This is a genomic window from Dyadobacter sp. HNCC25DJ183, from assembly GCF_056895175.1.
On sequence record NZ_JBXHAP010000009.1, the window covers coordinates 19,274 to 42,479 of the forward strand.

General features: G+C 46.5%; 17 protein-coding genes. 10 read left to right on the forward strand and 7 right to left on the reverse strand.

What is annotated here, in order from left to right; translation table 11 throughout:
- Window positions 1–16: 16 nt before the first annotated feature.
- Window positions 17–304 (reverse strand): YtxH domain-containing protein, encoded by a 288-nt coding sequence (locus AC1XTG_RS21705; RefSeq protein WP_056285661.1) that lies wholly within the window; start codon window positions 302–304, stop codon window positions 17–19.
- Between the two features lie 356 nt (window positions 305–660).
- On the opposite strand from AC1XTG_RS21705, the gene AC1XTG_RS21710 reads away from it, so the two are divergent.
- Entirely contained in the window at window positions 661–1,032 is a 372-nt protein-coding gene (locus AC1XTG_RS21710; RefSeq protein ID WP_056285664.1) for a response regulator, read from the forward strand.
- 115 nt (window positions 1,033–1,147) lie between these two features.
- On the opposite strand, the gene AC1XTG_RS21715 is transcribed toward AC1XTG_RS21710, so the two are convergent.
- On the reverse strand, window positions 1,148–3,379 hold the full coding sequence (locus AC1XTG_RS21715; RefSeq protein ID WP_484843423.1) for a tetratricopeptide repeat protein: 2,232 nt from the start codon (window positions 3,377–3,379) through the stop codon (window positions 1,148–1,150).
- Window positions 3,380–3,767: 388 nt separating this feature from the next.
- On the opposite strand from AC1XTG_RS21715, the gene AC1XTG_RS21720 reads away from it, so the two are divergent.
- The 4 genes from AC1XTG_RS21720 to AC1XTG_RS21735 all read left to right on the forward strand — a co-directional run bounded on the left by AC1XTG_RS21720 (window position 3,768) and on the right by AC1XTG_RS21735 (window position 9,552).
- Complete coding sequence (locus tag AC1XTG_RS21720; protein ID WP_484843424.1) at window positions 3,768–5,516, forward strand: alpha-amylase family protein; 1,749 nt, start codon at window positions 3,768–3,770, stop codon at window positions 5,514–5,516.
- Between the two features lie 58 nt (window positions 5,517–5,574).
- Window positions 5,575–7,572 (forward strand): site-specific recombinase, encoded by a 1,998-nt coding sequence (locus AC1XTG_RS21725; protein ID WP_484843425.1) that lies wholly within the window; start codon window positions 5,575–5,577, stop codon window positions 7,570–7,572.
- Window positions 7,573–7,648: 76 nt separating this feature from the next.
- The gene (locus tag AC1XTG_RS21730; RefSeq protein ID WP_484843426.1) at window positions 7,649–8,467 is read left to right on the forward strand and encodes an N-acetylmuramoyl-L-alanine amidase-like domain-containing protein; all 819 of its coding nucleotides are present in this window, start codon (window positions 7,649–7,651) and stop codon (window positions 8,465–8,467) included.
- 8 nt (window positions 8,468–8,475) lie between these two features.
- On the forward strand, window positions 8,476–9,552 hold the full coding sequence (locus AC1XTG_RS21735; protein ID WP_484843427.1) for a mechanosensitive ion channel family protein: 1,077 nt from the start codon (window positions 8,476–8,478) through the stop codon (window positions 9,550–9,552).
- Window positions 9,553–9,738: 186 nt separating this feature from the next.
- Here the strand turns inward: AC1XTG_RS21735 and AC1XTG_RS21740 are convergent, their stop codons facing one another.
- The 3 genes from AC1XTG_RS21740 to AC1XTG_RS21750 form a co-directional block, all read right to left on the reverse strand.
- Window positions 9,739–11,109 carry a HAMP domain-containing sensor histidine kinase gene (locus tag AC1XTG_RS21740; RefSeq protein WP_056285678.1) on the reverse strand — a complete coding sequence of 457 codons (1,371 nt, stop codon included), beginning with the start codon at window positions 11,107–11,109 and terminating at the stop codon, window positions 9,739–9,741.
- The gene (locus tag AC1XTG_RS21745) at window positions 11,106–11,783 is read right to left on the reverse strand and encodes a response regulator (RefSeq protein ID WP_056285679.1); all 678 of its coding nucleotides are present in this window, start codon (window positions 11,781–11,783) and stop codon (window positions 11,106–11,108) included. The genes AC1XTG_RS21740 and AC1XTG_RS21745 overlap by 4 nt, the downstream gene beginning before the upstream one ends.
- A gap of 208 nt (window positions 11,784–11,991) precedes the next feature.
- Complete coding sequence (locus tag AC1XTG_RS21750) at window positions 11,992–12,552, reverse strand: DinB family protein (protein WP_056285682.1); 561 nt, start codon at window positions 12,550–12,552, stop codon at window positions 11,992–11,994.
- A 335-nt stretch (window positions 12,553–12,887) separates the two neighbouring features.
- Between AC1XTG_RS21750 and AC1XTG_RS21755 the strand changes: the two genes are divergently transcribed.
- From AC1XTG_RS21755 to AC1XTG_RS21765, 3 genes are read left to right on the forward strand one after another with little or no spacing between them, the layout of a single operon-like run.
- The gene (locus tag AC1XTG_RS21755; RefSeq protein WP_056285685.1) at window positions 12,888–13,502 is read left to right on the forward strand and encodes a DUF4136 domain-containing protein; all 615 of its coding nucleotides are present in this window, start codon (window positions 12,888–12,890) and stop codon (window positions 13,500–13,502) included.
- A 2-nt stretch (window positions 13,503–13,504) separates the two neighbouring features.
- Entirely contained in the window at window positions 13,505–14,164 is a 660-nt protein-coding gene (locus AC1XTG_RS21760) for a hypothetical protein (RefSeq protein WP_484843428.1), read from the forward strand.
- A 31-nt stretch (window positions 14,165–14,195) separates the two neighbouring features.
- A complete protein-coding gene (locus tag AC1XTG_RS21765) occupies window positions 14,196–16,337 on the forward strand; it encodes a hypothetical protein (protein ID WP_484843429.1) in 2,142 nt (713 codons plus the stop codon).
- Here AC1XTG_RS21765 and pheA read toward each other — a convergent pair whose 3' ends face one another.
- Window positions 16,338–17,411 carry a prephenate dehydratase gene (gene pheA / locus AC1XTG_RS21770; RefSeq protein ID WP_484843430.1) on the reverse strand — a complete coding sequence of 358 codons (1,074 nt, stop codon included), beginning with the start codon at window positions 17,409–17,411 and terminating at the stop codon, window positions 16,338–16,340.
- 35 nt (window positions 17,412–17,446) lie between these two features.
- Window positions 17,447–19,318: a DNA topoisomerase IV subunit B gene (locus tag AC1XTG_RS21775; protein WP_484843431.1), complete on the reverse strand. Its 1,872-nt coding sequence runs from the start codon at window positions 19,316–19,318 to the stop codon at window positions 17,447–17,449.
- A 268-nt stretch (window positions 19,319–19,586) separates the two neighbouring features.
- Here AC1XTG_RS21775 and AC1XTG_RS21780 point away from each other — a divergent pair, with 268 nt between their 5' ends.
- A complete protein-coding gene (locus AC1XTG_RS21780) occupies window positions 19,587–22,112 on the forward strand; it encodes an SLBB domain-containing protein (RefSeq protein WP_484843432.1) in 2,526 nt (841 codons plus the stop codon).
- Window positions 22,112–23,206: a hypothetical protein gene (locus AC1XTG_RS21785; RefSeq protein WP_484843433.1), complete on the forward strand. Its 1,095-nt coding sequence runs from the start codon at window positions 22,112–22,114 to the stop codon at window positions 23,204–23,206. The genes AC1XTG_RS21780 and AC1XTG_RS21785 overlap by 1 nt, the downstream gene beginning before the upstream one ends.

The window sequence follows — 23,206 nt, forward strand, 5'->3', positions numbered from 1 at the left end:
TCCGGCCTATGTGATTTTATCTAAAATCGTTGATTTCATTTTTTGCAGCATCTGTATATTCGGCTGCCTTATTTACTGCCTCGTCTTTATACGCAAGCCCTTCCTCTTTCAAATCCTCAGCGGCTTTCTTCGCATCATGCTTGCTTCTTTCCAGCGCGTCGATGAGGTCGCTGGCCAGGCTATTTGTTTTTTTCTTGATCTTTTTTCTTGTGGTAGATCCTTCTTCCGGCGCTAGCAGCAATCCGATTACAGCCCCTACAAGTGCCGCTGACACAACTCCTAAAATAACTCTATTAGCTGACATAATTTCAAGTCGTTAATGTTATCAATCAATTTCAAATTCATTTCGAAAAATCCTGTACCAGCAGGAATACACAGTTACCCTCAATCACATTCTCTTTATTTACAACAACTTACGATTATTTCACTTATGACACTTTGCCATAATATGTAAATAAAAATACCTATTCAGCGTAAAAGAAGGACACACAACAGGCTATGGAGAATGCGCAGGTATACTGTGTTTTTTGATCTGAAACTTCATTTTCCTCTTCAAGATGGCAGGATTATTGCCATACTAACTTCAAATCGCGACAACAAATGTCGACGCTGCCCAACACCTCCGCTATTGATGACTAATTTATTTTTCAACACATCGCTATGAAGATTGTAATTATTGAAGATGAAACAGACTTGGGAGTGTTGATGCGCAATTTTCTAGTAAGACAGTTTAATATTAAGGAACCTCAGGAAGCGATTAAAGTAGCTGCTTCCATTGAGGAAGGAATGGCTTGCATTAGTGACATGAAACCGGATTGGATCTTCATTGACAACAACTTACCCGATGGAAAAGGAATTGGCGAGATACAACGGATCAAAAGCATGTATACCGACAAAAAGATTTATATAGTGACAATGAGCGCAATGACCAACCTGCGTGACGAAGCTTTCCGAAATGGCGCCGATTACTTCCTGGATAAACCGATCAGTTTTGTAGAAGTAAGGAACATTCTCGCAAAACACCGATACTAATCAAGAACACTAGACACACACCCGAAAACAGTAGAAAATTTTACAATGTTTGGGGATAGGGAGGAGAAATACGTAGAAAATGTTTCTCAAAGAACTTTTTTGTGTGCACACTCCCTTAAAACAACACCGGACAACGGGTCCCTGACCTGTTTCTTGAACCCGGCAACTTCACTTTCTGGCTGCGGTACTTTACGTGCTTTTTCTTCGGCTGGGTATTCTTCTTCTTTCCGTAAGGCACAAGTTTGAAATCGTAATCGGGAATAAAATAATCCTCTTTATACTCCGCTACCGGCAAAGGCATATAATGCCGGCCCGGGAAAGTAAGCACATCATATTCGTAGTCGTACAAATAGATTGTCACAAACCCGTCGCGACTGTATTTAATGCCAATATCTGAAAACGGGCTGTTTTCATCCGCAGAGGCAACCAGCCGCATCATTTCTTTCTGCTTTCCCTTTGCAAGCACAGTCATATTGTACTGAAAAACGCGGTGCAGTGAGTCGATCTGCAACGCTACTCCCAGGTAATATTTGGCATCCTTGATCCGCTCCTGTCCTGCATACATGACAGCAGTATTGTTCAATGCGCTTTTGTCCTGATAAGTCTGGTAGCTTAGCCTGGCCTGATCGTACTTTTCCATATAGCGGTATACGTTGCCCTGATTTACATTGTAAAACTTTCGGGAAGGAGCCGCCTCCATTGCTTTCTTGAAATCTTCATAAGCCCCGTCATACCGGAGGTTTGCTTCATTCACCTGGTGTTTCTGATCGTGCCTGTTTCCTATATACGCCTGCACAATCCCGTGGTTGTTGTGTAAAAAAGGCAGTTCGGGCTTTTCCTTTACCAGACTGTCGAATAGCGCCATGGATTTGTCGAGCTGATCATTTTCAAGCAGCACCACACCCCATCCATTCTGTGCATTCACATTGGCCGGGTTCAACGAAACTGCCTTTTTGAAAACCTGATATCCTTTTTTGAACATATCAAAATGCAGCAGCAGGTTGCCGTAATTGCTCCACATCAAATCGTACCCCTGTTCATATTGCAGCGCCTTCGCCAGGTAGGTACCTGCTTCGGAGTAACGTTTCTGGTCGATCATGATACCGCTGATTCCTGCAAGAGCCTCATAACGGGTCGGGTCCAGTTTGATCGCTTTCTGAAAATCCTCCTGCGCCTCACTTGTCTTTTTGAGATAATACTCCGAGAAAGCTTTTGTAACGAAAAGGTCTGCGAAAAAGCGGTTGGTTTCGTCCATTGCCTTTTCTGCCTTCTTGAAATCTTTCAGTGCCAGGTCATATTTTTTCTGACCATAATAAGCGACTGCGCGGCCCAGGTAAGCGGGCATGTAGGTAGAATCCTTTTTAATAACCCTGTCAAACAGCGTAAATGCAGTCTGATATTCACGTTTTGAAAGGTGCGTGTTGGCGATACCGGATTGCAATGCAGGCGTTTCTCTCTTTAATGTGGAGGCGAGCTTGTAGTAACGCTGCGCCTCACTGATCAGCTTCAAACCATAATTGGAATGCGCCATTCCGAGGTATGCATCTCCCCGGAAAGTACGGTCGTCGGTTTCCAGATAAGTTGCGAAAACCGCTTTCGCCGCGCCGAACTGGCCGAGCGATAACAATGCATTGGCGTAACGTATCTGTGCTTTCGGATGCTTTCTGGCGACTTTTTCAAAATCCTTTACTGCCCTTTTCTCATTGCCGGTGCGCATGAGCATATCGCCGCGCTGCAACCTGTAAGCCATTTCGTCCTTCTGCCTGATCGCGGTAGTTACTTCATCGATCGCCTCTTCTGTCCTGCCTGTGTATTTGTAAGCCATGCCCAGGTTATAGTTCCATTTACCGCCACTGCTTTTGGCAGAGTTGCCGGTTGCAAAGTCGATTGCCTGCGTATACTGTTTCTGTTTACCAAATGAGACTACGGTATTCAGGTTAGCCTGAGAGCCGCCGGGTGCTTCTGCAAAATCGTTTCTGGCTGCAATGTATTTACCCGAAAGCAATGCAAACAATCCCCTGTTATATCGCAAATGGGCGTCCTGCGTACTGAGATCGAGCTCTTCCATAATGTGCAGTGCCTTCTGCGAGTTGCCAAGCAGCGCCAGGATCACCGCCTCATTGTTCATTCGCTGTACAGAATCAGAGGGGTCAAATGCTTCTTTGTGGTAGAGTGCGTAGGCGGATTGCAGATTGCGGATACCGCGCTGATAAGATTCTTCGCGTAGTAATGCAGGATTGTTTTCTTCGAATGAGCGGTTAAAAACAGGCAGGAGATCTTTGACCAGCCGCTGGCACTCTCCAAAATCCTGTGCAGTAGCATTGCCAGGACCTAATACAGTCAGCATCAGCAAAATACCAGCGCAAAAGAGTAAGTAGATTTTCTGTACCACAGTCAAGTAGAAATGGCTCAAAAGCCTCTAACCTACGAGTAATCACGGAGAATTACAATAATCAGCCCGCCTGGGCAGGCAAAAACCAGCTATAATTTTATTTTTTAACGAAATAGTAAAACAACCGGATTTGTAAACCTGAACACGTATCATTTACAAATTGCCAGGCGATTTCAAAAAGGCTGTCCCGAATGGGGGGCGTACATTCAAAATTAATATCTTGCAAAGCAGTAAAAATTCCCATTCTCCTGTGTCAGCTCCAAGACAGAGCTCGTACTACAACTGAAAACAAGAGAGTTAGCAGTTCATTCATTCCTGTTCAGCATTATAGTCCACCCAAATCATGCCATTAGAAAACCAGCATAAATTAGTCATATACCAGATTTTCACGCGCCTTTTCGGAAACCAAAACACCACAAACAAATTTTACGGAACACTGGCGGAAAACGGCTCGGGAAAATTCAACGATATCTCCGACGAGGCATTACAGGCATTGAGAGCGTTTGGCGCAACGCACGTATGGTACACCGGCGTGCTGGAACACGCCACACTCACCGACTACTCGGCATTCGGGATTAAACCTGACCACCCGCTGATCGTGAAAGGCATTGCCGGATCGCCTTATGCAGTTAAAGATTACTACGATGTAGATCCCGACCTTGCTGTGGATGTAAATAACCGCATGCAGGAATTTGAAGCATTGATCAGCCGCACCCACGCCAATAACCTGAAAGCAATTATTGACTTTGTCCCAAATCACGTGGCGCGGCAATACTGCTCAAATATGCGGCCGGAAAATGCACTGGATTTTGGGGAAGATGATGACGATACAGTTGCATTCAGTCCCTCAAACAACTTTTACTACATCCCTAATCAGGATTTTATCGTCCCCGAAGGCCACAAACCTCCGGTACAACCCGAAGCGCCGTACTCCGAAAGGCCAGCGAAAGCGACGGGAAATGATGTTTTCGCGGCGCAGCCAAGTCAGTACGACTGGTACGAAACGATCAAGCTGAATTATGGTGTCGACTACCTCAACGAACACAGGACGTATTTTGACCCGATCCCTTCCACCTGGCTCAAAATGTATGATATTCTCAAATACTGGACATTAAAAGGTGCGGACGGTTTCAGATGTGATATGGCCGAGATGGTACCGGTTGCATTCTGGTCGTGGGTGATCCCCGAAATCAGGAAGGTGAAGCCGGACGTTATTTTTATTGCAGAAATATATAATCCGGCGGAGTACCACAACTATATCAACATCGGCAGGTTTGACTATCTGTACGATAAAGTCGGACTTTATAATTCATTACGCCGGCTGATCGAGGGACACGGAACTGCGGAGGATATTACCAGGCTCTGGCAGCAGGAGTCGGGCGACATTGCGCCCAATATGCTGCGCTTTCTTGAAAATCACGATGAGCAGCGCATTGCCTCCCGCTACTTTGCAGGCAATCCGTGGCTGGCAGTACCGGCAATGGTGCTCAGCGCTACATTGCATTCCGGACCAATGATGATCTACTTTGGTCAGGAGCTGGGGGTGAATCCTACTGTTGCGGAAGGCTTTCAGGGAGAGGACGGACGTACTACCATTTTTGATTATTGGGGTGTAACCGAATTCCAGCTTTGGGTAAATAGCGGGAAATTCAATACCGACCTGCTGAGCAACGACCAGAAGCGGCTCCGTCAGTTTTACGAAAGTCTTAATCATTTTGTACTCGAAAACGAGGCTGTTTTTGCGGGCGAATTCTATGATTTGCAATACGTAAATATCGACGGACAAAGTTTTAATTACGATAAGAAGTTCGTTTACAGCTATCTGCGACATACAGAAAACCAGCAGCTGTTGTTTATCTGCAACTTCAACCGCGAAAAAGCCATTGAAACGAACGTACGCATTCCACAGGATGCGTGGAGCCAGGTGCTCAAACTTGAAAATACCGGTTTGTACAAGCTGAAACCCGTTTTTCCCGCATTTATCTCACAGGTACATTTACAAACCGGCGATATTACTTCCACGGGAGTCCATGTGGAGCTTCCTTCGGCATCGGTTTTTGTATATGAGATCGTGAAGAAGCAGGTTATCTGAAATAAGGCGGTGCAGCCTGTGCGTGAGGATTTTGTTACAAGCCGCTAAATTTCTGAATATGAGGACAGATTTAATACAAAACGAAGCGGGATACTTCAGCAGATTCCTCGAAAAGGCGCGAAACCGGTGGAAGGCAAACCGCCGGGGCAAATATGCATTCATTGACAGCCTTTCCAGTCTGTTTTCGGATGAAGATGAAAGAGCGCTGATTGCAGGTGAGATCATGTCCGTGCTTTTATCGACCAAGTTCGTGTCACTGCTGACCGAATCGGAGATCGGGGCCAACAAGGGCTTCTTTTCAGATGCGTCGGCAAGGTTAAGTTTCAAATTTCTGCCGCCGGTAGAGGAGCCGAATGAGCTGAGAACGCATTTCGATCAGTTTTTCTGCTATACAAAAGACTATCAGTGGGTACGCGCCATTTCTGACCGGGAATGGAGCGGCTTCCTGCAGCTCGTGTTCACCGATCAGGATTTTACTTCCGGCGGCCACATGGAAAAAGAGGTACTCAACTCCGTACTGATACTTGCGCAGCGTGCCGCTACACTGGGTGTCGACCCGGAAGTCGTCTCCAAGATTCCGAGGGTAGACGATCTGGACTCCCCTTTCCTTGGACTCAACCGGGAGGTTATCCTTTTTGTAGAAAACACGCTTAATTCTGCCAGTTACCGGGGCGCAGTCCGCGAAAACGATTACAAGCACATTCTGGTTATGATCAGCCAGTGCAAAGAGCAGATCAGCTATATATACAAGCATAAAGACCTTTTTGGCATCAGTCTGCAGCTGACTTACCTGGTACGCCAGATTGAACAGTATCTGAAAAGGCTTACGCAACTGCTGGAAATCATTCAAACTGCCGACAACGAACAACGCTGGCTGGTGATCGCGGGCTTGCTGAAAGAGTTTGTTTATGCAGAAAATACGCGTTACAGTCTGCGGAAGCATTTCTCGACCAACTTGCAGCTGCTTACATTTAAGGTCATTGAAAACACTTCCAAAACGGGCGAGCACTATATCGCTTCGGATCAATCTGCCTACTGGAAGTTGTTTGGAAAAGCGCTGGGCGGCGGCATAATCGTTGCATTCCTTTGTGCGAACAAAACGCGGCTCTACTTCCAGCATTTGCCCATTTTCTGGGAGGCATTCTTTTACAGCCTCAACTACTCTTTCGGCTTTATGCTGATCCACATTCTGGGTTTTACGATCGCTACCAAGCAGCCTGCGATGACTGCCTCTACCATTGCGGCCAACCTTAGCAATAATGGAGAGAATGTAAACTGGCTGCATTCCACCACGCAGCTGCTGATCAGGCTGATCCGGAGCCAGTTTATTTCATTGGTTGGAAATGCAGTGATCGCATTTCCGGTAGCATACGGAATTGACCAGCTGTATTACCGTGCAATGGAGTACCACATCGCCGATCCCGCGAAGTCGATCAGGCTGATCGCCGAACTGAATATCTGGGAAAGCCTTGCCCTGCCGCATGCCGCGCTTGCCGGTGTGTACCTGATGCTTTCAGGACTTGTTTCGGGGTATTATGAAAACAAATGGATATATAACAAATACACGCTGCGGATCCAGAAACACCGCAGACTGAACAAGCTGCTCGGCCAGGAGCGGCTTAATCGCGTAGCGCACTATTTCGAGCGAAACTTTGGTGGTCTGGCAGGTAACTTCTTTCTGGGTGTGTGCCTTGGCTCCACGGCCGCGATCGGGTTTACATTCGGTCTGCCGCTTGATATCCGGCACATTACCTTTGCCGCCGGTAACTTTGGACTGGCCGTTTCGGGACTGGGAAACCATGTTTCAACAGAACTGATCTTCAATTCCATTATTGGTATCGCAGGCATAGGTGTGATGAACGTGATTGTCAGTTTTGGCTTGTCCATTGCTTTTGCATTAAAATCCCGGAATGCGAAAACAGCGGAGGTAAAGAACCTCATTGCGAACCTGGCGTGGCAGTTTTTTCATCACGGGCTCGCGTTCTTTTTTCCTGTTAAAAGCAAAATGGAAGAGCGGGAAGAAATTCAGGAAGCAGTCCCGCACAGACAGACTTAGCATTGCAAATAGGCCTTTGATCACTATTTTTACGTAATTGCCGGCTCAATCACCTACCCGTAACAGAAAATCCATCATGCTTAGAATTGTTGCTTTATCCATTCTCATTTCAGTTTCATGCGCGGCGCAATCGCAAACGAACCTGCAAAAAGTTTTTGGACAAAAAATGGATTTACCTGAAAGCAGGGACATTGGCACACAGGTACTCCGCATTACCGAATCCTTCCTCGGAACACCCTATGTGGCTGGTACCCTGGAAGGTAATCCGACAGAAAAGCTCGTTTGTAAATTCGATGGACTGGATTGCACCACGTTGGTAGAGAGCGTCATTGCACTGGCCATAGCAAAGTCGGAAAACGCAAGCTTTGAAGCATACAAAAACGAGCTTACCAAACTCCGCTACCGCGACGGTAACATTGACGGTTACCCATCCCGCCTGCATTACATACTCGACTGGATGTACGAAAATGAAAAACGCGGCCGGCTTGTAAATATCACCGAAAAAGTAGGCGGGGTACCATTCAAAAAAGAGATCAACTTCATGACCAATCACGCCAACCTGTACCCGGCGATGGCCGAGAGCGAGGTATGGGAAAAGATACGGGAACAGGAAAATATCATTAATACGCGGGAACACAGCTACATTCCCAAAGCCGGCATACAAAAAGCAGAACCAATGCTGCACAACGGCGACATTGTGGCATTTACTTCTTCCATTGAAGGTTTGGATGTAAACCACATGGGCATTATCACCAAAGTCGGCAGCCGTGCCTACCTCATACACGCATCACTTGGCGGCAAAAAGGTGGTGATGTCAAACGTGCCGCTGGCTGAATATGTAGCTTCGGTTCCCAAGCACACGGGAATGATCGTCGCGCGGCTCAACGATATCTGATACAATGAATGGAGTTTCTTGAAGTACTTAATTACAGGAATGCACCCTGGCTGATCCTCACGATTGCAGCGCTCGTCGGCCTTGTGATGAGTTTGCTGTTAATTAACCTGATCAGGATCGCCGCCTCCCGGGAACAATGGCGGGCGGTGCGTGCAGTGCGCGAAAACCTCACGAACGTGCTGTTTTTCTTTGTGCCAATGGTTGCAGTGACCATCGCCGCACGTGCCTACGCGGTACCCTACCCCGACTATGCCTGGTTATTTGCAATCTGTAAAATAGTCCTCATTGCGGTCAGTACCTGGCTTGTGGTCCGCATTGTGATCATTGTAGAAAAGATCCTCGTCGATCAGCTCGATTTTAATACACCTGACAACAACCAGGCACGCAGGCTGTTTACCAAGATCAAGTTTGTAAAAAGAATGGTCATCATCCTCGTGGTGACGATCGGCGTTTCTATTCTCCTTCTCAGCTTTGACAGCGTGCGGCAATATGGTGTAGGGATCCTTACTTCTGCGGGTATTGTCAGTGTGATTATCGGTTTTGCCGCGCAAAAGTCACTTGCTAACCTGATGGCGGGCATTCAGATCGCATTTACCCAACCTATCAAAATTGATGATGTGGTGATCGTAGAAGGTGAATGGGGCCGGATTGAAGAGATTAACCTGACCTATGTGGTTGTCAATATATGGGATTTGCGGAGAATCGTCCTGCCGATTACCTATTTCATCGAAAACCCTTTTCAAAACTGGACGAGAAACGAAAGTGCGCTGATCGGTACTGCGTTTTTCCAGCTCAACTACCACGCACCGATCCCCAGGCTCAGGGAAAAGTTGAAAGAAATACTGGACACTACTCCGCTCTGGAATGGGAAATCATGGGCTTTGCAGGTAACCGACACGCAGGGACAACTCATGGTCGTCCGCGCATTAATGTCGGCCCGCAACTCGGGTGAAACGTTTGACCTGCGCTGCCTGGTCCGTGAGAAAATGGTCGAATTTATCGTGCAGGAATATCCTGAAGCATTGCCTTCCACCCGCATTGAGGAACAACAGAAGCCAGTTCGCATGACAGATACCGGCTTATAAAAAAATTGGCCTCCGAAATTTCCGGAGGCCAGTCGATGTTTACTACTCACCTAACTCAATTTAACTTAATGGAGTTCTCTCTGATTGTAAAGGCAGTTTTTAAGCCCGCGGAAGCAGGCACATTGCTTACAATGCAAAGGAGTTAAACGGGGGTTAAAGTGATGTTAACACGGAATTAAAAGTGAATTAAAAAGGTGGGAAACGCACGATAAACGTTGTCCCTGAGCCTGGTGCAGATTCCACATCAATGGTGGCACCCTGCATATTGATGATGCGCTTGGTGAGCGCCAGACCAATCCCATAGCCCGCTCTATTACTGGTAGCGTCGCTGCGGTAGAATGTATCAAAAATGTAGGGTAACTCGGAAGCGGCTATCCCTACTCCCTGATCTTTGAAGTAAATCCGGATGTAGTTGTTCACGATTTCCAGTGACACATTCACTGTTTTATCATCCGAATATTTACATGCATTGTCCATCAGGTTAACGAACGCAGTGCGGAGCAGGCTTTCGTCTCCAAACCTTTTCAGCTGCTCTTCGTCTTCCGGGATCTTGTCGTAAGCTACTTTCACCACATATCCCTGGTTCTTTTGCTCTACCGACGTTTTTGCCTGCCAGAGTACTTCGTCTATCCTGATTTTCCTGAATGAAACTTTAAATGCATTCTCGTCAGTCTGCGCGAGTTCAAGGAGCCGGCTGACTAACCCATTCATCTCCCTGGCTTCGGCCCAAATCCCCTTTAATGCATCCTGGTATTCCCCCGGAGAACGCTCTTTCATTAAACCGAGCTCTGCTTCGCTCATGATCAGCGCGAGCGGTGTTCGGAGTTCATGCGAGGCGTGGGAGACAAAGTTTTTTTGAGCTACAAATGCAATTTCCAACCTTGTGAGCATTTGGTTAAAGGTTTCGGCCAGCAATGCCAGCTCATCTTTTTCCCTGCCCACTTTCACCTTCTCGTGCAGGTTACCTGCTGAAATGTTGTTAACCTGGGCGATAATGTCAGCCACCGGCTTGATCGCATCATTGGAAAACTGCCAGCCTGCCACTGCCACCAGGATGAGCGACAGCAGCCAGCCGATTACAAGTATTTCGCGCAGCCGGTTCAGCTGGTTCATACCAAGCGTATCGTCGGCAATAATCACCACGATCCAGGGTTTGCGGTGATCCTGCAGAATGTGCCGGATTACAATTACTTCCTTATTCTGGTATTTGGTTTTGATTTCCTTTCCGCCACGTGCATCGGCCAGGGTAGCTTTGGATATTTTAAGATCGTCGGCCCCGCTCATGTAGATCACTGAGTCGGCACCGTCGTAAATGGTGATTTCTTCGTTCAGGAGAATGGTTTTATTCTCCTTTTCAATTTTCTCAATGTCCGCCTTGCTGATCCCGTTACTCGCCTCCACCAGCTGCGCGATCGTTTGCGCCCGCTCGTTCAGAAATGAGTAAAACTGCTTCTCTCTGTACTGATCATAAAAAAAGTAGATCGCCACACAGAAAAGCGCCATGATAGAGCCCACCAGCATGGTGAACATGAGCGTAAGGCGGGCCTTGATGTTCATTCTTCTTTGAAAATGTATCCCATTCCAACTACCGTGTGGATCAGCTTGTTGGGATAATCCTTATCTACCTTTTTCCTCAAAAAGTTAATGTACACGTCAATTACATTGGTACCTGTATCAAACCGGATATCCCAAACCTGTTCAGCAATATCGACCCGCGATACTACCCGGCCGCGGTTGCGCATCAGGTATTCCAGCAATGCGAACTCTTTTGCGGTAAGATCAATGCGGTTGCCCGACCTGCGCGCTACCTTTTCGTCCAGGTTCAGTTCCAGGTCGGCGATGGTCAGTACCTGGCTGGATTGTTCCCGCGTAGTACTGCGGTGCGCGAGCACCTTTACCCTTGCGATCAGCTCCCTGAATTCAAACGGTTTCACGAGGTAATCGTCGCCGCCGGCTTCAAAACCGTCCAGTTTGTCGTCAATGGTGCCCAGCGCGGTCAGGAAAAGAATGGGGGTTGAAAGCCCGTCATTACGTAACTGCCTGGCGAGATCGTACCCATTCAGGAGCGGGAGGTTCACGTCGAGAATAATTACATCGAACCTGTAATTGGAAGCCATTTTCTTGCCTACCTGGCCATCATAAGCCAGCTCAACTTCCCAGGATTGCTCTTCAAGCCCCCTTTTCAGGAAACCGGCCAGCTTCGGCTCATCTTCAACGACTAGAATTTTCATAGGAACAGTAAATATTTATAACCCCAATGTCGCACACATTTCTACTTAAAAAAAGGCTGACCGAAATATCGGACAGCCTTTTTGTCTATATCCACACCATTGGATGTTCGCAGCACTTCCGCTGGAACGATCCATTATAATGCAAAATAGAAAATTTAAACAATAAATGCGATGCAACTTTAACTTTTAACAAAATTTTATGCAAGTATTAATAGTAGTCTGCACCCTGATCAAAGTCTGAACGATCATTGTATGCGCCAAAATCATCGTCCTCTTCCAGGCGCATTCCCTTCACTGCCTTTTTAATCAGTCCGATCTGTCCGGCGTGGTAAACGTCGTGCTGTATGATCCCGTGAATCAATGTATAGTAAGAATAATCGCGCCCGGGCACAAAATCTTCCAGGAAGCTGTCGCTTTCGATCTTTTCCAGTTCCGAGATCAGTTCTTCCTGTGACAGGCTCAGCTCCATCTGGATCGCCTCCCATTCAAATTCATCCACAACCGGGAATTTCTTCCAGTCTTTATCCTGTGTTTTGATATCAAACTCGGCATCACCCTGCAACTTGCGGACTGTAAAAATCCGCCATGTCGTCATGTGGTACACGATCTCCGCGATCGAATGCGTGTTGGTGCTCAACCTTGCCTCGGCCATCTTCGGGGTAACATCCCGCAAAGCCTCCACTACCGACGGCCCATACCAGGCTTCTTCACTTTCATAGGTATCATTAAGAACATCTATGATCCTCAAAATCTCTTCTTTTGTTTCCATATCTATTATTTAATGCAAGGTGCTGCTGCTTCTTTTGAAACCAAAGATGGCAAATAATGCCTTCTCCTTATTTACGAAGATCCATTTTTGTTAGACCAACACGACCTGTCATTGCATGATTTTATTATTCGTCTTTTTACAACAACATTTCTGTGCCCGACGGTTGCTAATGCGTTATTTCTGCAAAGAAAGTTCTTTACAACCAATTTCTGAATATTCAGGTCATTGCTTCAAAGAGGGCTGAACAAGCCAAAAAGTTGAACATGGAATGCACCTGAGTAAAATGTTCAATTTTAAATTTCGTTTAATTATCAAATTTAAATGTTAGACCCAAAATGTTAAAAAAAGCCTCGTTATTCCTTCTGATAGCTGGCCTCGGATTGATTTCATGCTCAAAAGACCCTATCAGTGACCTGTCGACTGAGGAGTCTCTGGTATATGTTACCAATCACGATCAGGCCGCCAATTTTACGCAGTACAAAACTTTCAGCATTGTTGACTCCGTGCTTGTAGTGGAAAATAACCGTCAGCAAACAGCATTAACTGATTTGGACCGGGATGTTTTGAACCGGATCATCACGAAGATGCAGGGCCTTGGTTATAAGTATGTCAGTCCCAAGAGCAACCCTGATGTGGGTATCAATGTAACCTGGGTTACCAACACTTACCTGAATGTAGTTTCCCAGCCGCTTTCGTCGTATTACGGTGGCTACTGGGGCGGAGGCTACGGATATGGTTACGGATACCCCAGCTATTACAGCTACTATGAAACAGCCGAAAGCTACTGGCTGGTTTCGATGCTGGATTTCAAAAATCCAAACACTGCCAATAAGACCTTCAATGTAATCTGGGACGCTCAGATCAGAGGTGCCGGTATCGGAGAAAGGCAGTATGTTGACACGATGGTGGACTCAATTTTTGGCCAGTCAGGATATTTAAAGATTAACTGAAAATGAAAAAATTAATAATAGCAGCCTTTCTTCTGGCCGGATTTATACCTGCTTTTGCGCAGGATGCGCCTAAACTTTATACATTGCCTTCACCTTTCGAACGGTACACGCACTATCTGGCAACACTCCGGTTTGCAGGAGCAATGCCCCTGGGCTCGTTCGCTGACTCGTACATTGATAAAGCGTCATTTCAGAATGCTTCCATTTCCATTGAATGGGTTTTAAGAAATTCGCCCATCTCCATTGGAGGAGAAATCGGATCTACCTATTTTCAGAAGCGACTGCCGCGGGCTTTGTATCAGAATGGAAACGAGACGATTTCAGCAGTACAAACGCGCACTTTGTCGCAATACCCGGTAGAGCTGTTCGGTAACTACCATTTCCTGGGAAAAACATCGAGTATCCAGCCTTACATTCAGGTGAGCGGCGGTGTCAGCATTCTTGACAATGTGCTTTATTATGGCAGCTTGTCTTCGCAGCACCAGAAAGTAGCGCCTAAATATGGTGTTGGGCTCGGCTCGAAATTCCTATTCAAGCAAGATGGATCGGTGGGTGTGGATGTGCGGGTTAAATATGATGGCACAGCTTACAAACATGACTATATTGAAAAAGGAGTGTCATCACTTAATGGTTCGATAGGCATTTTCTATCGTTGGTGGTAATCATCAGATTGTGGTACGTAAAAACAAAGTTTTGTCAAAATCATTTTTTCTTTGGGCCTCGGGAATACTCATTTTTCTGGTTGGTTCCGGGCTATGGGCCTGGAACCGCTTCGGCCCTTCCACCGACCGGCATTATCCGGAGAGTACCAAGGATTTTCCGGTTGCAACTACCATTGATTCCTCTTCAAATGCCTGCGATCTGGTCGTACGCAGGTACCGGCAGATCGGCTCCGAAATGCAATTTGAGCTCGCGGCAAATATCGGCGGGCTTGCTCCTTATCATATAGAACTGACCCAATCGGGCAAGGTTCAGAAGTTTGCAGACGTGCCGCACAGGTACGGTACCTGGCTTACCCTGCCCCAAGTGGATCTGAATGCAGGTGAAGCAAGTATTAAAGTGATCAGCCTGGGGCAACCCGGATGTGAGACCACTGCTTCTTTCAACTTCGACGAAGCTATCAAAAATGAAATCCCGGATATTTCCCAATGGATCCGGCACGGAAGCAAGGATAACTGGCTCGATGTGCGGCCGGTGTTGAAAGACGGAAAGCTCTTCCTCAAAGATTTTGCCAATTACCAGGACGGACGGACCAAAGTGGTAATGATCGACGGCATTGGTGTGAACGGACTGGAAAACGGCATTGAGGTGAGGCCGGGATACCTTTACTCCATTACTGCCCGCTGGATAGATGCACCTTATAATGATTGGTGGAATGAAATGAAAAACCGCTCATTACGCCAGCAAAACATCTGGATTTCCGGTAGGGTCTCCGAACAGACGAAATCGGCATTGACCAGGATTAACATTCCAGATTGGTTTGCTCCTCCCCGCGGGCTGAATGTAACATTTGACACAAAATTCCCGGAATTTGAACCTGTCAAAAACAAGATTGTCGCGCAGTTCAGACTCAACGATTACGTTCCTGCGGAAAACTATTACAAGCGTGGGATCGGCTATCTTTTTAATACTGAAAAAGAGTACCCGCCCAGCAAGCTGCATTATACCGCTACACCCAACTACTTTGCCGATCAGGATGATAAGTGGTTTTCACAGCTCAGTAAACAGGAAGTTGAATCCCGTGCAGGTGTTCCAGGTTTTGGTGTTTATGCATTGGATTTTGAGTTCTGGAACCAGAAGTATTCTCCTGATGTGAAGCAGCGCCTGTTCTGGTTTGCAAGTGTGATCAAGAAAAATCATCCTCAAATGTACCTGATGGATTACTGGGGCGGCGGCGCTTATACCAATCCGCACATCAACACAGTAGGTGGCGCGAAGCCGGCGGATTTTTACAAAGATTATCAGGAGCCAAAATCAAATAACACCAATTTCGACGTGATGCCGAGCGGGGAAAGCCTGCGAACTGTTTTCAACACGGTGCCGATTGATGTTTACTCGAAGTCAATGTTCCCGATGGACGAAAAGGGTAACTCGCCTAACAACTTCGTACTGCTCTCTGCCACGCATTCGCAGCGCATTAACCAGCAGATACCGTATCAGAAAAACAACAAGTTTATTTTTTACGGCTGGAACAAGTACCAGCCTTTATACAAAGACCCCATTAACCCCTGGAACTACCAGCTTACCAGCCCGAAAGGCGAGCTGATCATGAACCAGCTAGAATTAATGCCGGCCAGTCAGGCGCTGAGCTTGTCTCTCTTCTCGCTGGTGCTGTTTGACGGCTACTACCTATGGCAGGACAGTGCGCCCGTGGGCAAAGATCCGAATGCATACAAGCTATCGAAAGACAGCTGGGGCTGGGGATATGAGTGGCATGCGGCAGACGGAAAGACGCCCGAAAGTGAGGTTGGCAAAAACATGACCAGCGGCGCACCTATGTACTGGGATTTCCCTACGGAATACTATATGCTGGGCAACTGGATGGCCAAGCAGGTGGAAGACGTGATTACGGGTGGTGTTGTCAAAGATCTTGCATTCAAGTCAAATGGCGGCTGGAAACAACCCAAGAAAGAACAGGCACTGCTCGCTATTGAACATAAGGAGCCTTTCATCACCTCCGTTGTAAATGGTAAGCAGATTGCGGTACTCGCAGTGGACTGCTTTCAGTCACCGAATGCGAACAAGGTAGTGCAGGTACGCTTGCCCGATGGAACTGAAACGTCCATCGAGCTTTATGGTAATTGGCCCTCGCTTTACCGGGGGACTTTGAAATAATCAGGATATTTTGATATAGCTGCCAAGCCATTTCAAATGCGTACCGTATTTGTGCATGATCTCCTGCACTGGCGGGTCCTGCATATGCCCGAGGAATTCTACCAGAAACCAGGTCCTGAATGTAGCCTCGCCTCTTAGCGGCCGGCTTTCGATCTTGGTAAGGTTGATTCCGCGGTCATTGAAATCTTTCAGGAACTCATAAAGTACACCCGGCCTGTTTGTATTGGGCAAATTGGCGATGATCGTGGTTTTGTCGTCGTCGCTTTTGATGTTTACAAAATCTTTGGCAAGAATGAGAAAGCGGGTCCTGTTCTGGTCACTGTCTTCAATGTTGTCAAAAAGCGTAGGTACCCCGAACAGCCGGGCCGAGATCGAGGAGCAAATAGCTGCCGCGTCTGGCTCTTCCGCCGCCATTTTCGCGGCTTTCGAAGTTGATTCCACCGGGATCAGCTCCACATTCATCCCATCAAGGTACTCGTTTATGAATTTGCCGCATTGGCGGAATGCAATGTCTTTGGAATAAATACGTCTGATATCTTTGAGGCTGTCGGACTGAGAGGCAAAAGTAAAATGCACCTCCAACAGCACTTCGGCTACAATGGACAGGTTTTTTTCACGCAGGAAATCCACGGTCTCGATCACAATCCCTTCCTGGTTATTTTCAATGGGCACTACACCGAACTTGGCCCGCCCGGTTTCCACGCTTTCAAAAACAGAATGGATCGTCGGCAAAACCATGTATTCGCTCATTCCGCCAAAACGGCTCTCGGCCGCCTGGTGCGTGAAGCTGCCTTCCGGACCCAGGTAAGACACTCTTTCAGGCAGTTCCAGATTCCGGGATACTGCAAAAATTTCAAAGAAAATGGCATCGATCGCCTGGCGCGTCAGCAGTCCTGTATTTCGTTTTTCAAGCCTGTCCAGGATCTGCTTTTCTCTTTCGGGGCGATAAATAATGGATTGTGACGAACGTTTCAGCTCTCCCACTTTCTGAACAAGCTCCATTCTCTCGTTCAAAATGGTTAGCAGCTGATCGTCAAGTGAGTCAATCCTGTTTCTTAAATCCTGTAATTCCACAGATGATATTGTAAAATGATTGGTAATAATATCCGTTAACCGGCCAGCGCGAGTTCCTCTATATTCTTTTCGATTTTCAGATTATCGATAATGAAGCGCTGCCTTTCGGGGGTGTTTTTGCCCATGAAATAGCCTAGCAGCTTTTGAATAGAGGTTTCCTTTTGCAGGATAACCGGCTCAATGCGCATATCTTCCCCGATAAACTTCCCGAATTCTTCCGGCGATATCTCGCCAAGACCTTTAAACCGGGTAATTTCCGGCTTGCTGCCCAGCTTATGGATCGCGTATTGCTTCTCCTCGTCACTGTAACAATAGATAGTCTCCTTCTTGTTGCGGACCCGGAATAGAGGCGTTTCCAATACAAAAACGTGTCCGTTACGTACCAGGTCCGGGAAGAACTGCAGGAAAAATGTCATCAACAGCAAGCGGATATGCATTCCGTCAACGTCGGCGTCGGTAGCGATGATAATGCGGTTAAAACGAAGGTTTTCAACTCCATTCTCAATATCTAGCGCGTGTTGAAGCAAGTTGAACTCCTCATTTTCGTACACGATCTTCTTTGTGAGGCCGAAGCAGTTCAACGGTTTCCCCCTTAAACTGAACACTGCCTGGGTCTGGATATTTCTTGATTTCGTGATAGAGCCGCTTGCTGAGTCGCCCTCCGTGATAAACAACGTGGTTTCGTAGCGCAGCTCGTTTTTGAGGTCCGTCAAATGCAGTCTGCAATCCCTGAGTTTCTTGTTGTGCAAATTCGCCTTTTTGGCGCGATCGTTCGCCAGCTTTTTGATACCCGCCAGCTCCTTCCGCTCCCGCTCCGACTGCTCAATGCGCTTTTTCAATGCGTCCCGCGATTCCGGGTTCATATGCAGGTAATTGTCCAGCCTTTCTTTCACAAAATCATTCACGAAAGTCCGCACGGTAGTACTGTTCGGATCCGGCGTAATGGTACTGGAGCCAAGCTTGGTTTTAGTCTGAGATTCAAACACAGGCTCTTGCACACGTATAGCTACCGCCGCACTGATCGATGAGCGGATATCTTCCGGAGCATAGTCTTTACCGAAGTGCTCGCGCACAGCCTTTACAACAGCTTCGCGAAATGCGACGAGGTGCGTACCACCCTGCGTTGTGTACTGGCCGTTCACGAATGAATAATACTCCTCGCCGTACTGGTTACCGTGCGTCATCGCAAACTCAATATCTTCTCCTTTTAAATGAATAATGGGATAGCGTATTGATTCCGCGTCTGTTTTGCTTTGCAGCAAGTCCATCAGACCATTTTGAGAGATGTATTTCTGACCGTTAAAATTGATGGTAAGTCCTGCATTGAGATAGCAATAATTCCAGATCATGCTATCCAGGTATTGCGGGATGTATTTGAAATTTTTGAAAATAGTCCCGTCCGGCTCAAACAACGTGTGCGTTCCGTTCCGTTGGCTGGAAGATTCCTCGGCAGACTCTTTCAGCAATGCACCTTGCTCAAATTCAGCCATTTTGGTTCTGCCGTCGCGAAACGACTGCACTTTAAAATATTGTGAAAGTGCATTCACCGCCTTTGTACCCACTCCATTTAATCCCACGGATTTCTGAAAAGCACCGGAATCATATTTTCCACCCGTGTTAATTTTCGACACACAATCCACCACCTTGCCCAGCGGAATACCTCTTCCGTAATCTCTCACCTCAACTCTGTGTTCCGAAATTTTGATCTCAATGGTCTTCCCGTTTCCCATCATGTGCTCGTCGATCGAGTTATCCACGATTTCTTTCACAAGCACATATATACCATCATCCACCGACGACCCGTCACCCAGTTTTCCAATATACATTCCCGGCCGAAGTCGTATGTGTTCCTTCCAGTCCAGGGACCTGATACTATCCTCGTCGTATTGAACGTTTGCACTTTCCATTTTTATAATTATTCTTTTAGTCTTATTTCTGATTTTGAATATTGTATTTTAATAATTTCAGTTTTTTGTCGTTACGCTGTTATAACTTTGCGCAGATTAGGTGAGGCCGATTAATAGAATTTCTTTAAAAATAGGAAAAATCTAATTTACTTTGCTAGCACATACACATCGAAAAACGAAGCTGGCCCGGATTCCAAACTCAAAAATAGTAGTCAAAAAGATAGGTTTCATGGATTTTCAGCATTTCAATAGTACAATAATTCTTCATATGAACAGATTCAGATTAACTAAAAGTTATAAAACGTTATTTCTTTATTTTCTGAGTTTTCTGTTATCTCTGCCTGCGATCTCACAGGTAACCCCCACAGCTCCAACAACTACCGCTCCTACTTCCCAGGGAACACCCGGAGGCGCACAGCAAAGCGGACCAAGAGGCACTACGGGAAACGCACCGGGTAGTACAACGGGTAATGCGAACAATCCGCAGTCGGGTAATCCGCAAAATGGCAGCCAGCAAACCGGAAATCAGCAAAACGCTGCTAATCAGTCCAATGATAACGGAAAGAATGGACAGAAACAGAATGGACAAAATGGCGAGCAAGGCAGCGATCAGAGCAAGGTAAACACATCTACTACGACCGAGCTGACACCTGCCGAGCAGGAAAAAGAAGCATTTCGTCAGAAAATCTACGGCTACTCGATTTTTGCGAATAAAAACCTGGATCCAATCCCTGATTTACAGGTGGCTACACCTACAAACTACATAGTTGGTCCTGGTGATGAGCTTAACATTTACATCTACAATTACGCAGAAAGCACTTACGAGGGCGTGGTCAATAAGGACGGAAATATCCTGATCCCGCGTGTAGGACCTGTTCAGGTGGCAGGACGTACCATTGAGGAGATCAGAAAGATACTGATTGACAAATTCGCCAAGTTCGTTCCCGGGCTGCTGGGATCAGGCGGAGAAACGGCACGTACCAAACTGATGGTAACGCTTGGCAATATTCGTTCAGTAAAGGTGTTTGTAACCGGCGAAGTAATCAATCCGGGCACTTACGAAGTATCCTCGCTTTCTTCTGCATTCAATGCGCTGTACCAGGCCGGCGGACCTAATGAAATTGGATCTTTCCGCGATGTGCGGGTTGTGCGTCATGGGAAAGTGGTATCTCACATGGATATCTACGATTATCTGGTAAATGGAAAAATTGAAGGAGATATCCGTGTTCAGGACAACGATAATATTGTAGTTGGTTATTACCTGAAAAGAGCAGAAATCACCGGTATGGTTAAACGTCCGGGTATATATGAGCTGAAACCCGAAGAGAAGCTGGGGGATGTTCTTAAATATGCAGGCGGATTTCAGGACAAAGCATACCGAGCTAGACTTAAAATCCAGCGTATTACATCCAAGGAAAGAAAGTTACTGGACGTAGCAGAAGGCAACTACGAGAACTTTGACGTTGTTACCGGAGATTCCATTGATGTTGGAACTGTACTCGACAGGTTTGAAAACATTGTGACCATTGAAGGTGCTGTCATGCGGCCGGGCGAGTATTCGCTGGATAACAGCCCGTCTTTGAAGGTATTGATAGAAAATGCGCAGGGATTGCGTGAAGATGCATTCATCGGCCGGATCAGCATTCTGCGGACCAGGGATGATCTTACCTTGCAAAATATCTCCATGAACTACACTGATCTGATCAACAACGTAGTTCCGGACCTGATCCTCACCCGTCTTGACCAGGTGATTGTGCCTTCGAAATTCGATATGGCAGAATCTGCTTATGTGAGTGTGGAAGGTGAAGTTAACAATACCAAAGTCGGTGTCAATGAGGGTAAATTCCCTTACACATCAGAAATGACATTGGAAGATGCGTTGGTACAGGCAGGCGGCCTTAAAGAATCTGCATATACGACTGAAGTAGAAGTGGTAAGACGTAAGCGTAACGGAGTAGCTGGTACTGCAAATGCCCAGATCTCAGAAGTCTTCAAGTTTGACCTGAACCGTGATTTGTCACTCAACAGCAAAGCAACAAATTTCAGATTGCTGCCATTTGACCAGGTTATCGTTCGTAAATCTCCTAATTATGTAGAGCAGCAAACTGTGTTTGTAGAGGGAGAAGTGCTGGTAACAGGTCCGTACACGATCATCAATAAAAATGACAAGATCAGTGACATCATCAAGAGAGCAGGCGGATTAACAGAACTGGCTTATCCCGAAGGTGCCACATTGCTTCGCCGCACGATCGTCCGTGACCTTGAAGAGCCTACTGACTTTGACCAGGCTGCAATTACCGAGCAGAGCATCAAGAAAGGCACGATACTCGGAGATCAGCCTAATGTGAAAGAAGAAAAAATCGGTATTGTTTTAAAGAACATTCTGAAAAATCCTGGATCGTTTGAAGATCTGATCGTACAGGAAGGCGACATTATCAGGATACCAAAACGCCTTGAAACTGTTCAGGTGGCTGGATCCGTACTTTATCCTACTACCGTGAAATACGGCAAGGGAATGTCATTTACGGACTATATCTCACAATCGGGAGGCTTCACAGTTCAATCGTTGCGGAAAAGCTCGTACATTAAATACCCGAATGGAAATATTGACCGTACAAGAAGATTCCTTTTCTTCAACGTTTATCCGAAAGTTGAACCGGGATCAGAGATTTTTGTGCCAGTTCGCGCAGCGCCTCAGCTGAATACGCAACAGGCAATATCAACCGCCACAGGCTTGTTAAGTTCAGTAATGGGATTAATAGTAACAGTATTGGCTTTTCGCTCAATTAGATAATGGCTGAAACACTCACACCTCCGCACAGGCAACAAATTCCTGACGATGAACTATCTCCAAAGGAAGTTGTCGCAAAGGTGATCGTTGTGAAGGATGCGATCCTTCGTAACTGGCAAATGATCCTGCTTCTGCCCATTATCGGCTTCGGGATCGGGTATGCCATGGACACTTATATTAAAAAAGCGCCCAAGTACGAAGCAAATGTTGTTTTTAACCTGGGTGGAGGAAGCCAGGCTTCGGGTTTAGGTGATATGGCCGGTCTACTCGGACTTGGAACAGCGCCTGACGCCAACATCTTTACCGGTGAGAACTTCTTCTATTTTGTTAAATCCCGTCCGGTACTCGAAAGGAACCTGATGAAGGAAGTGGACATTCATGGTAAGAAAGAGATTTTTGCCAATTTCTTTATCGATTCCAGCGGCATTAAAACTTCGGACTGGGAAGAAAGACCTGACTTGCAGAACTTTCATTTTCAGACAAACGATTTGAAAAAGCTTGACAGGAATTCAAGAATTGTATTGAACGAAATCGTTAAGAAAGCGGCCGATGCGACTGAGATCGCCTCTCTTGACAGGAAATCTTCTTTCATCGCATTATCTACGCAGATGGAGAATGAGGCTCTGGCGGGACTTTGGGTAACTACGCTTTTGAAAACGGTAGAAGAAATGTATACCGAGAACCAGACGCAAAAAACAAGAAAAACACTGCGCCTGCTTCAGCACCGTGCAGACTCTCTGGCCAGGGTACTCGGAATTGCCGAGCACAAGCTGGCTAAGCAAATGGATTACAGTACGCAGATTATGCTGCCGGAGGCGAAAGTCTCCACAAACAGCATGGAGCGTAAATCGACATTCCTGCAGCAGCTTTATTACGAAGCAATGGCGAATGCAGAAAAAATGCAGATGTCGCTTGTTCGGGAGGCACCGTTATTTACAGAAATCGAAGGTATCAAGGTGCCTTTGGATATGAAAGCAGAAGACAAGCGTAATGCTAAGATCGGCGCATTGTCGGGCTTGCTGATCGCATTGATATTTACTTATTTAAGAACAGTATTCAGTACTCCTGCTACCAAGGTTAGCATAGAGAGAGCGTAA

Coding starts and splice junctions, on each gene's coding strand:
- AC1XTG_RS21705 (WP_056285661.1), bottom strand. CDS start 304: ATGTCAGCTAATAGAGTTATTTTAGGAGTTGTGTCAGCGGCACTTGTA.
- AC1XTG_RS21710 (WP_056285664.1), top strand. CDS start 661: ATGAAGATTGTAATTATTGAAGATGAAACAGACTTGGGAGTGTTGATG.
- AC1XTG_RS21715 (WP_484843423.1), bottom strand. CDS start 3,379: ATGCTGACTGTATTAGGTCCTGGCAATGCTACTGCACAGGATTTTGGA.
- AC1XTG_RS21720 (WP_484843424.1), top strand. CDS start 3,768: ATGCCATTAGAAAACCAGCATAAATTAGTCATATACCAGATTTTCACG.
- AC1XTG_RS21725 (WP_484843425.1), top strand. CDS start 5,575: ATGAGGACAGATTTAATACAAAACGAAGCGGGATACTTCAGCAGATTC.
- AC1XTG_RS21730 (WP_484843426.1), top strand. CDS start 7,649: ATGCTTAGAATTGTTGCTTTATCCATTCTCATTTCAGTTTCATGCGCG.
- AC1XTG_RS21735 (WP_484843427.1), top strand. CDS start 8,476: ATGGAGTTTCTTGAAGTACTTAATTACAGGAATGCACCCTGGCTGATC.
- AC1XTG_RS21740 (WP_056285678.1), bottom strand. CDS start 11,109: ATGAACATCAAGGCCCGCCTTACGCTCATGTTCACCATGCTGGTGGGC.
- AC1XTG_RS21745 (WP_056285679.1), bottom strand. CDS start 11,783: ATGAAAATTCTAGTCGTTGAAGATGAGCCGAAGCTGGCCGGTTTCCTG.
- AC1XTG_RS21750 (WP_056285682.1), bottom strand. CDS start 12,552: ATGGAAACAAAAGAAGAGATTTTGAGGATCATAGATGTTCTTAATGAT.
- AC1XTG_RS21755 (WP_056285685.1), top strand. CDS start 12,888: ATGTTAAAAAAAGCCTCGTTATTCCTTCTGATAGCTGGCCTCGGATTG.
- AC1XTG_RS21760 (WP_484843428.1), top strand. CDS start 13,505: ATGAAAAAATTAATAATAGCAGCCTTTCTTCTGGCCGGATTTATACCT.
- AC1XTG_RS21775 (WP_484843431.1), bottom strand. CDS start 19,318: ATGGAAAGTGCAAACGTTCAATACGACGAGGATAGTATCAGGTCCCTG.
- AC1XTG_RS21780 (WP_484843432.1), top strand. CDS start 19,587: ATGAACAGATTCAGATTAACTAAAAGTTATAAAACGTTATTTCTTTAT.
- AC1XTG_RS21785 (WP_484843433.1), top strand. CDS start 22,112: ATGGCTGAAACACTCACACCTCCGCACAGGCAACAAATTCCTGACGAT.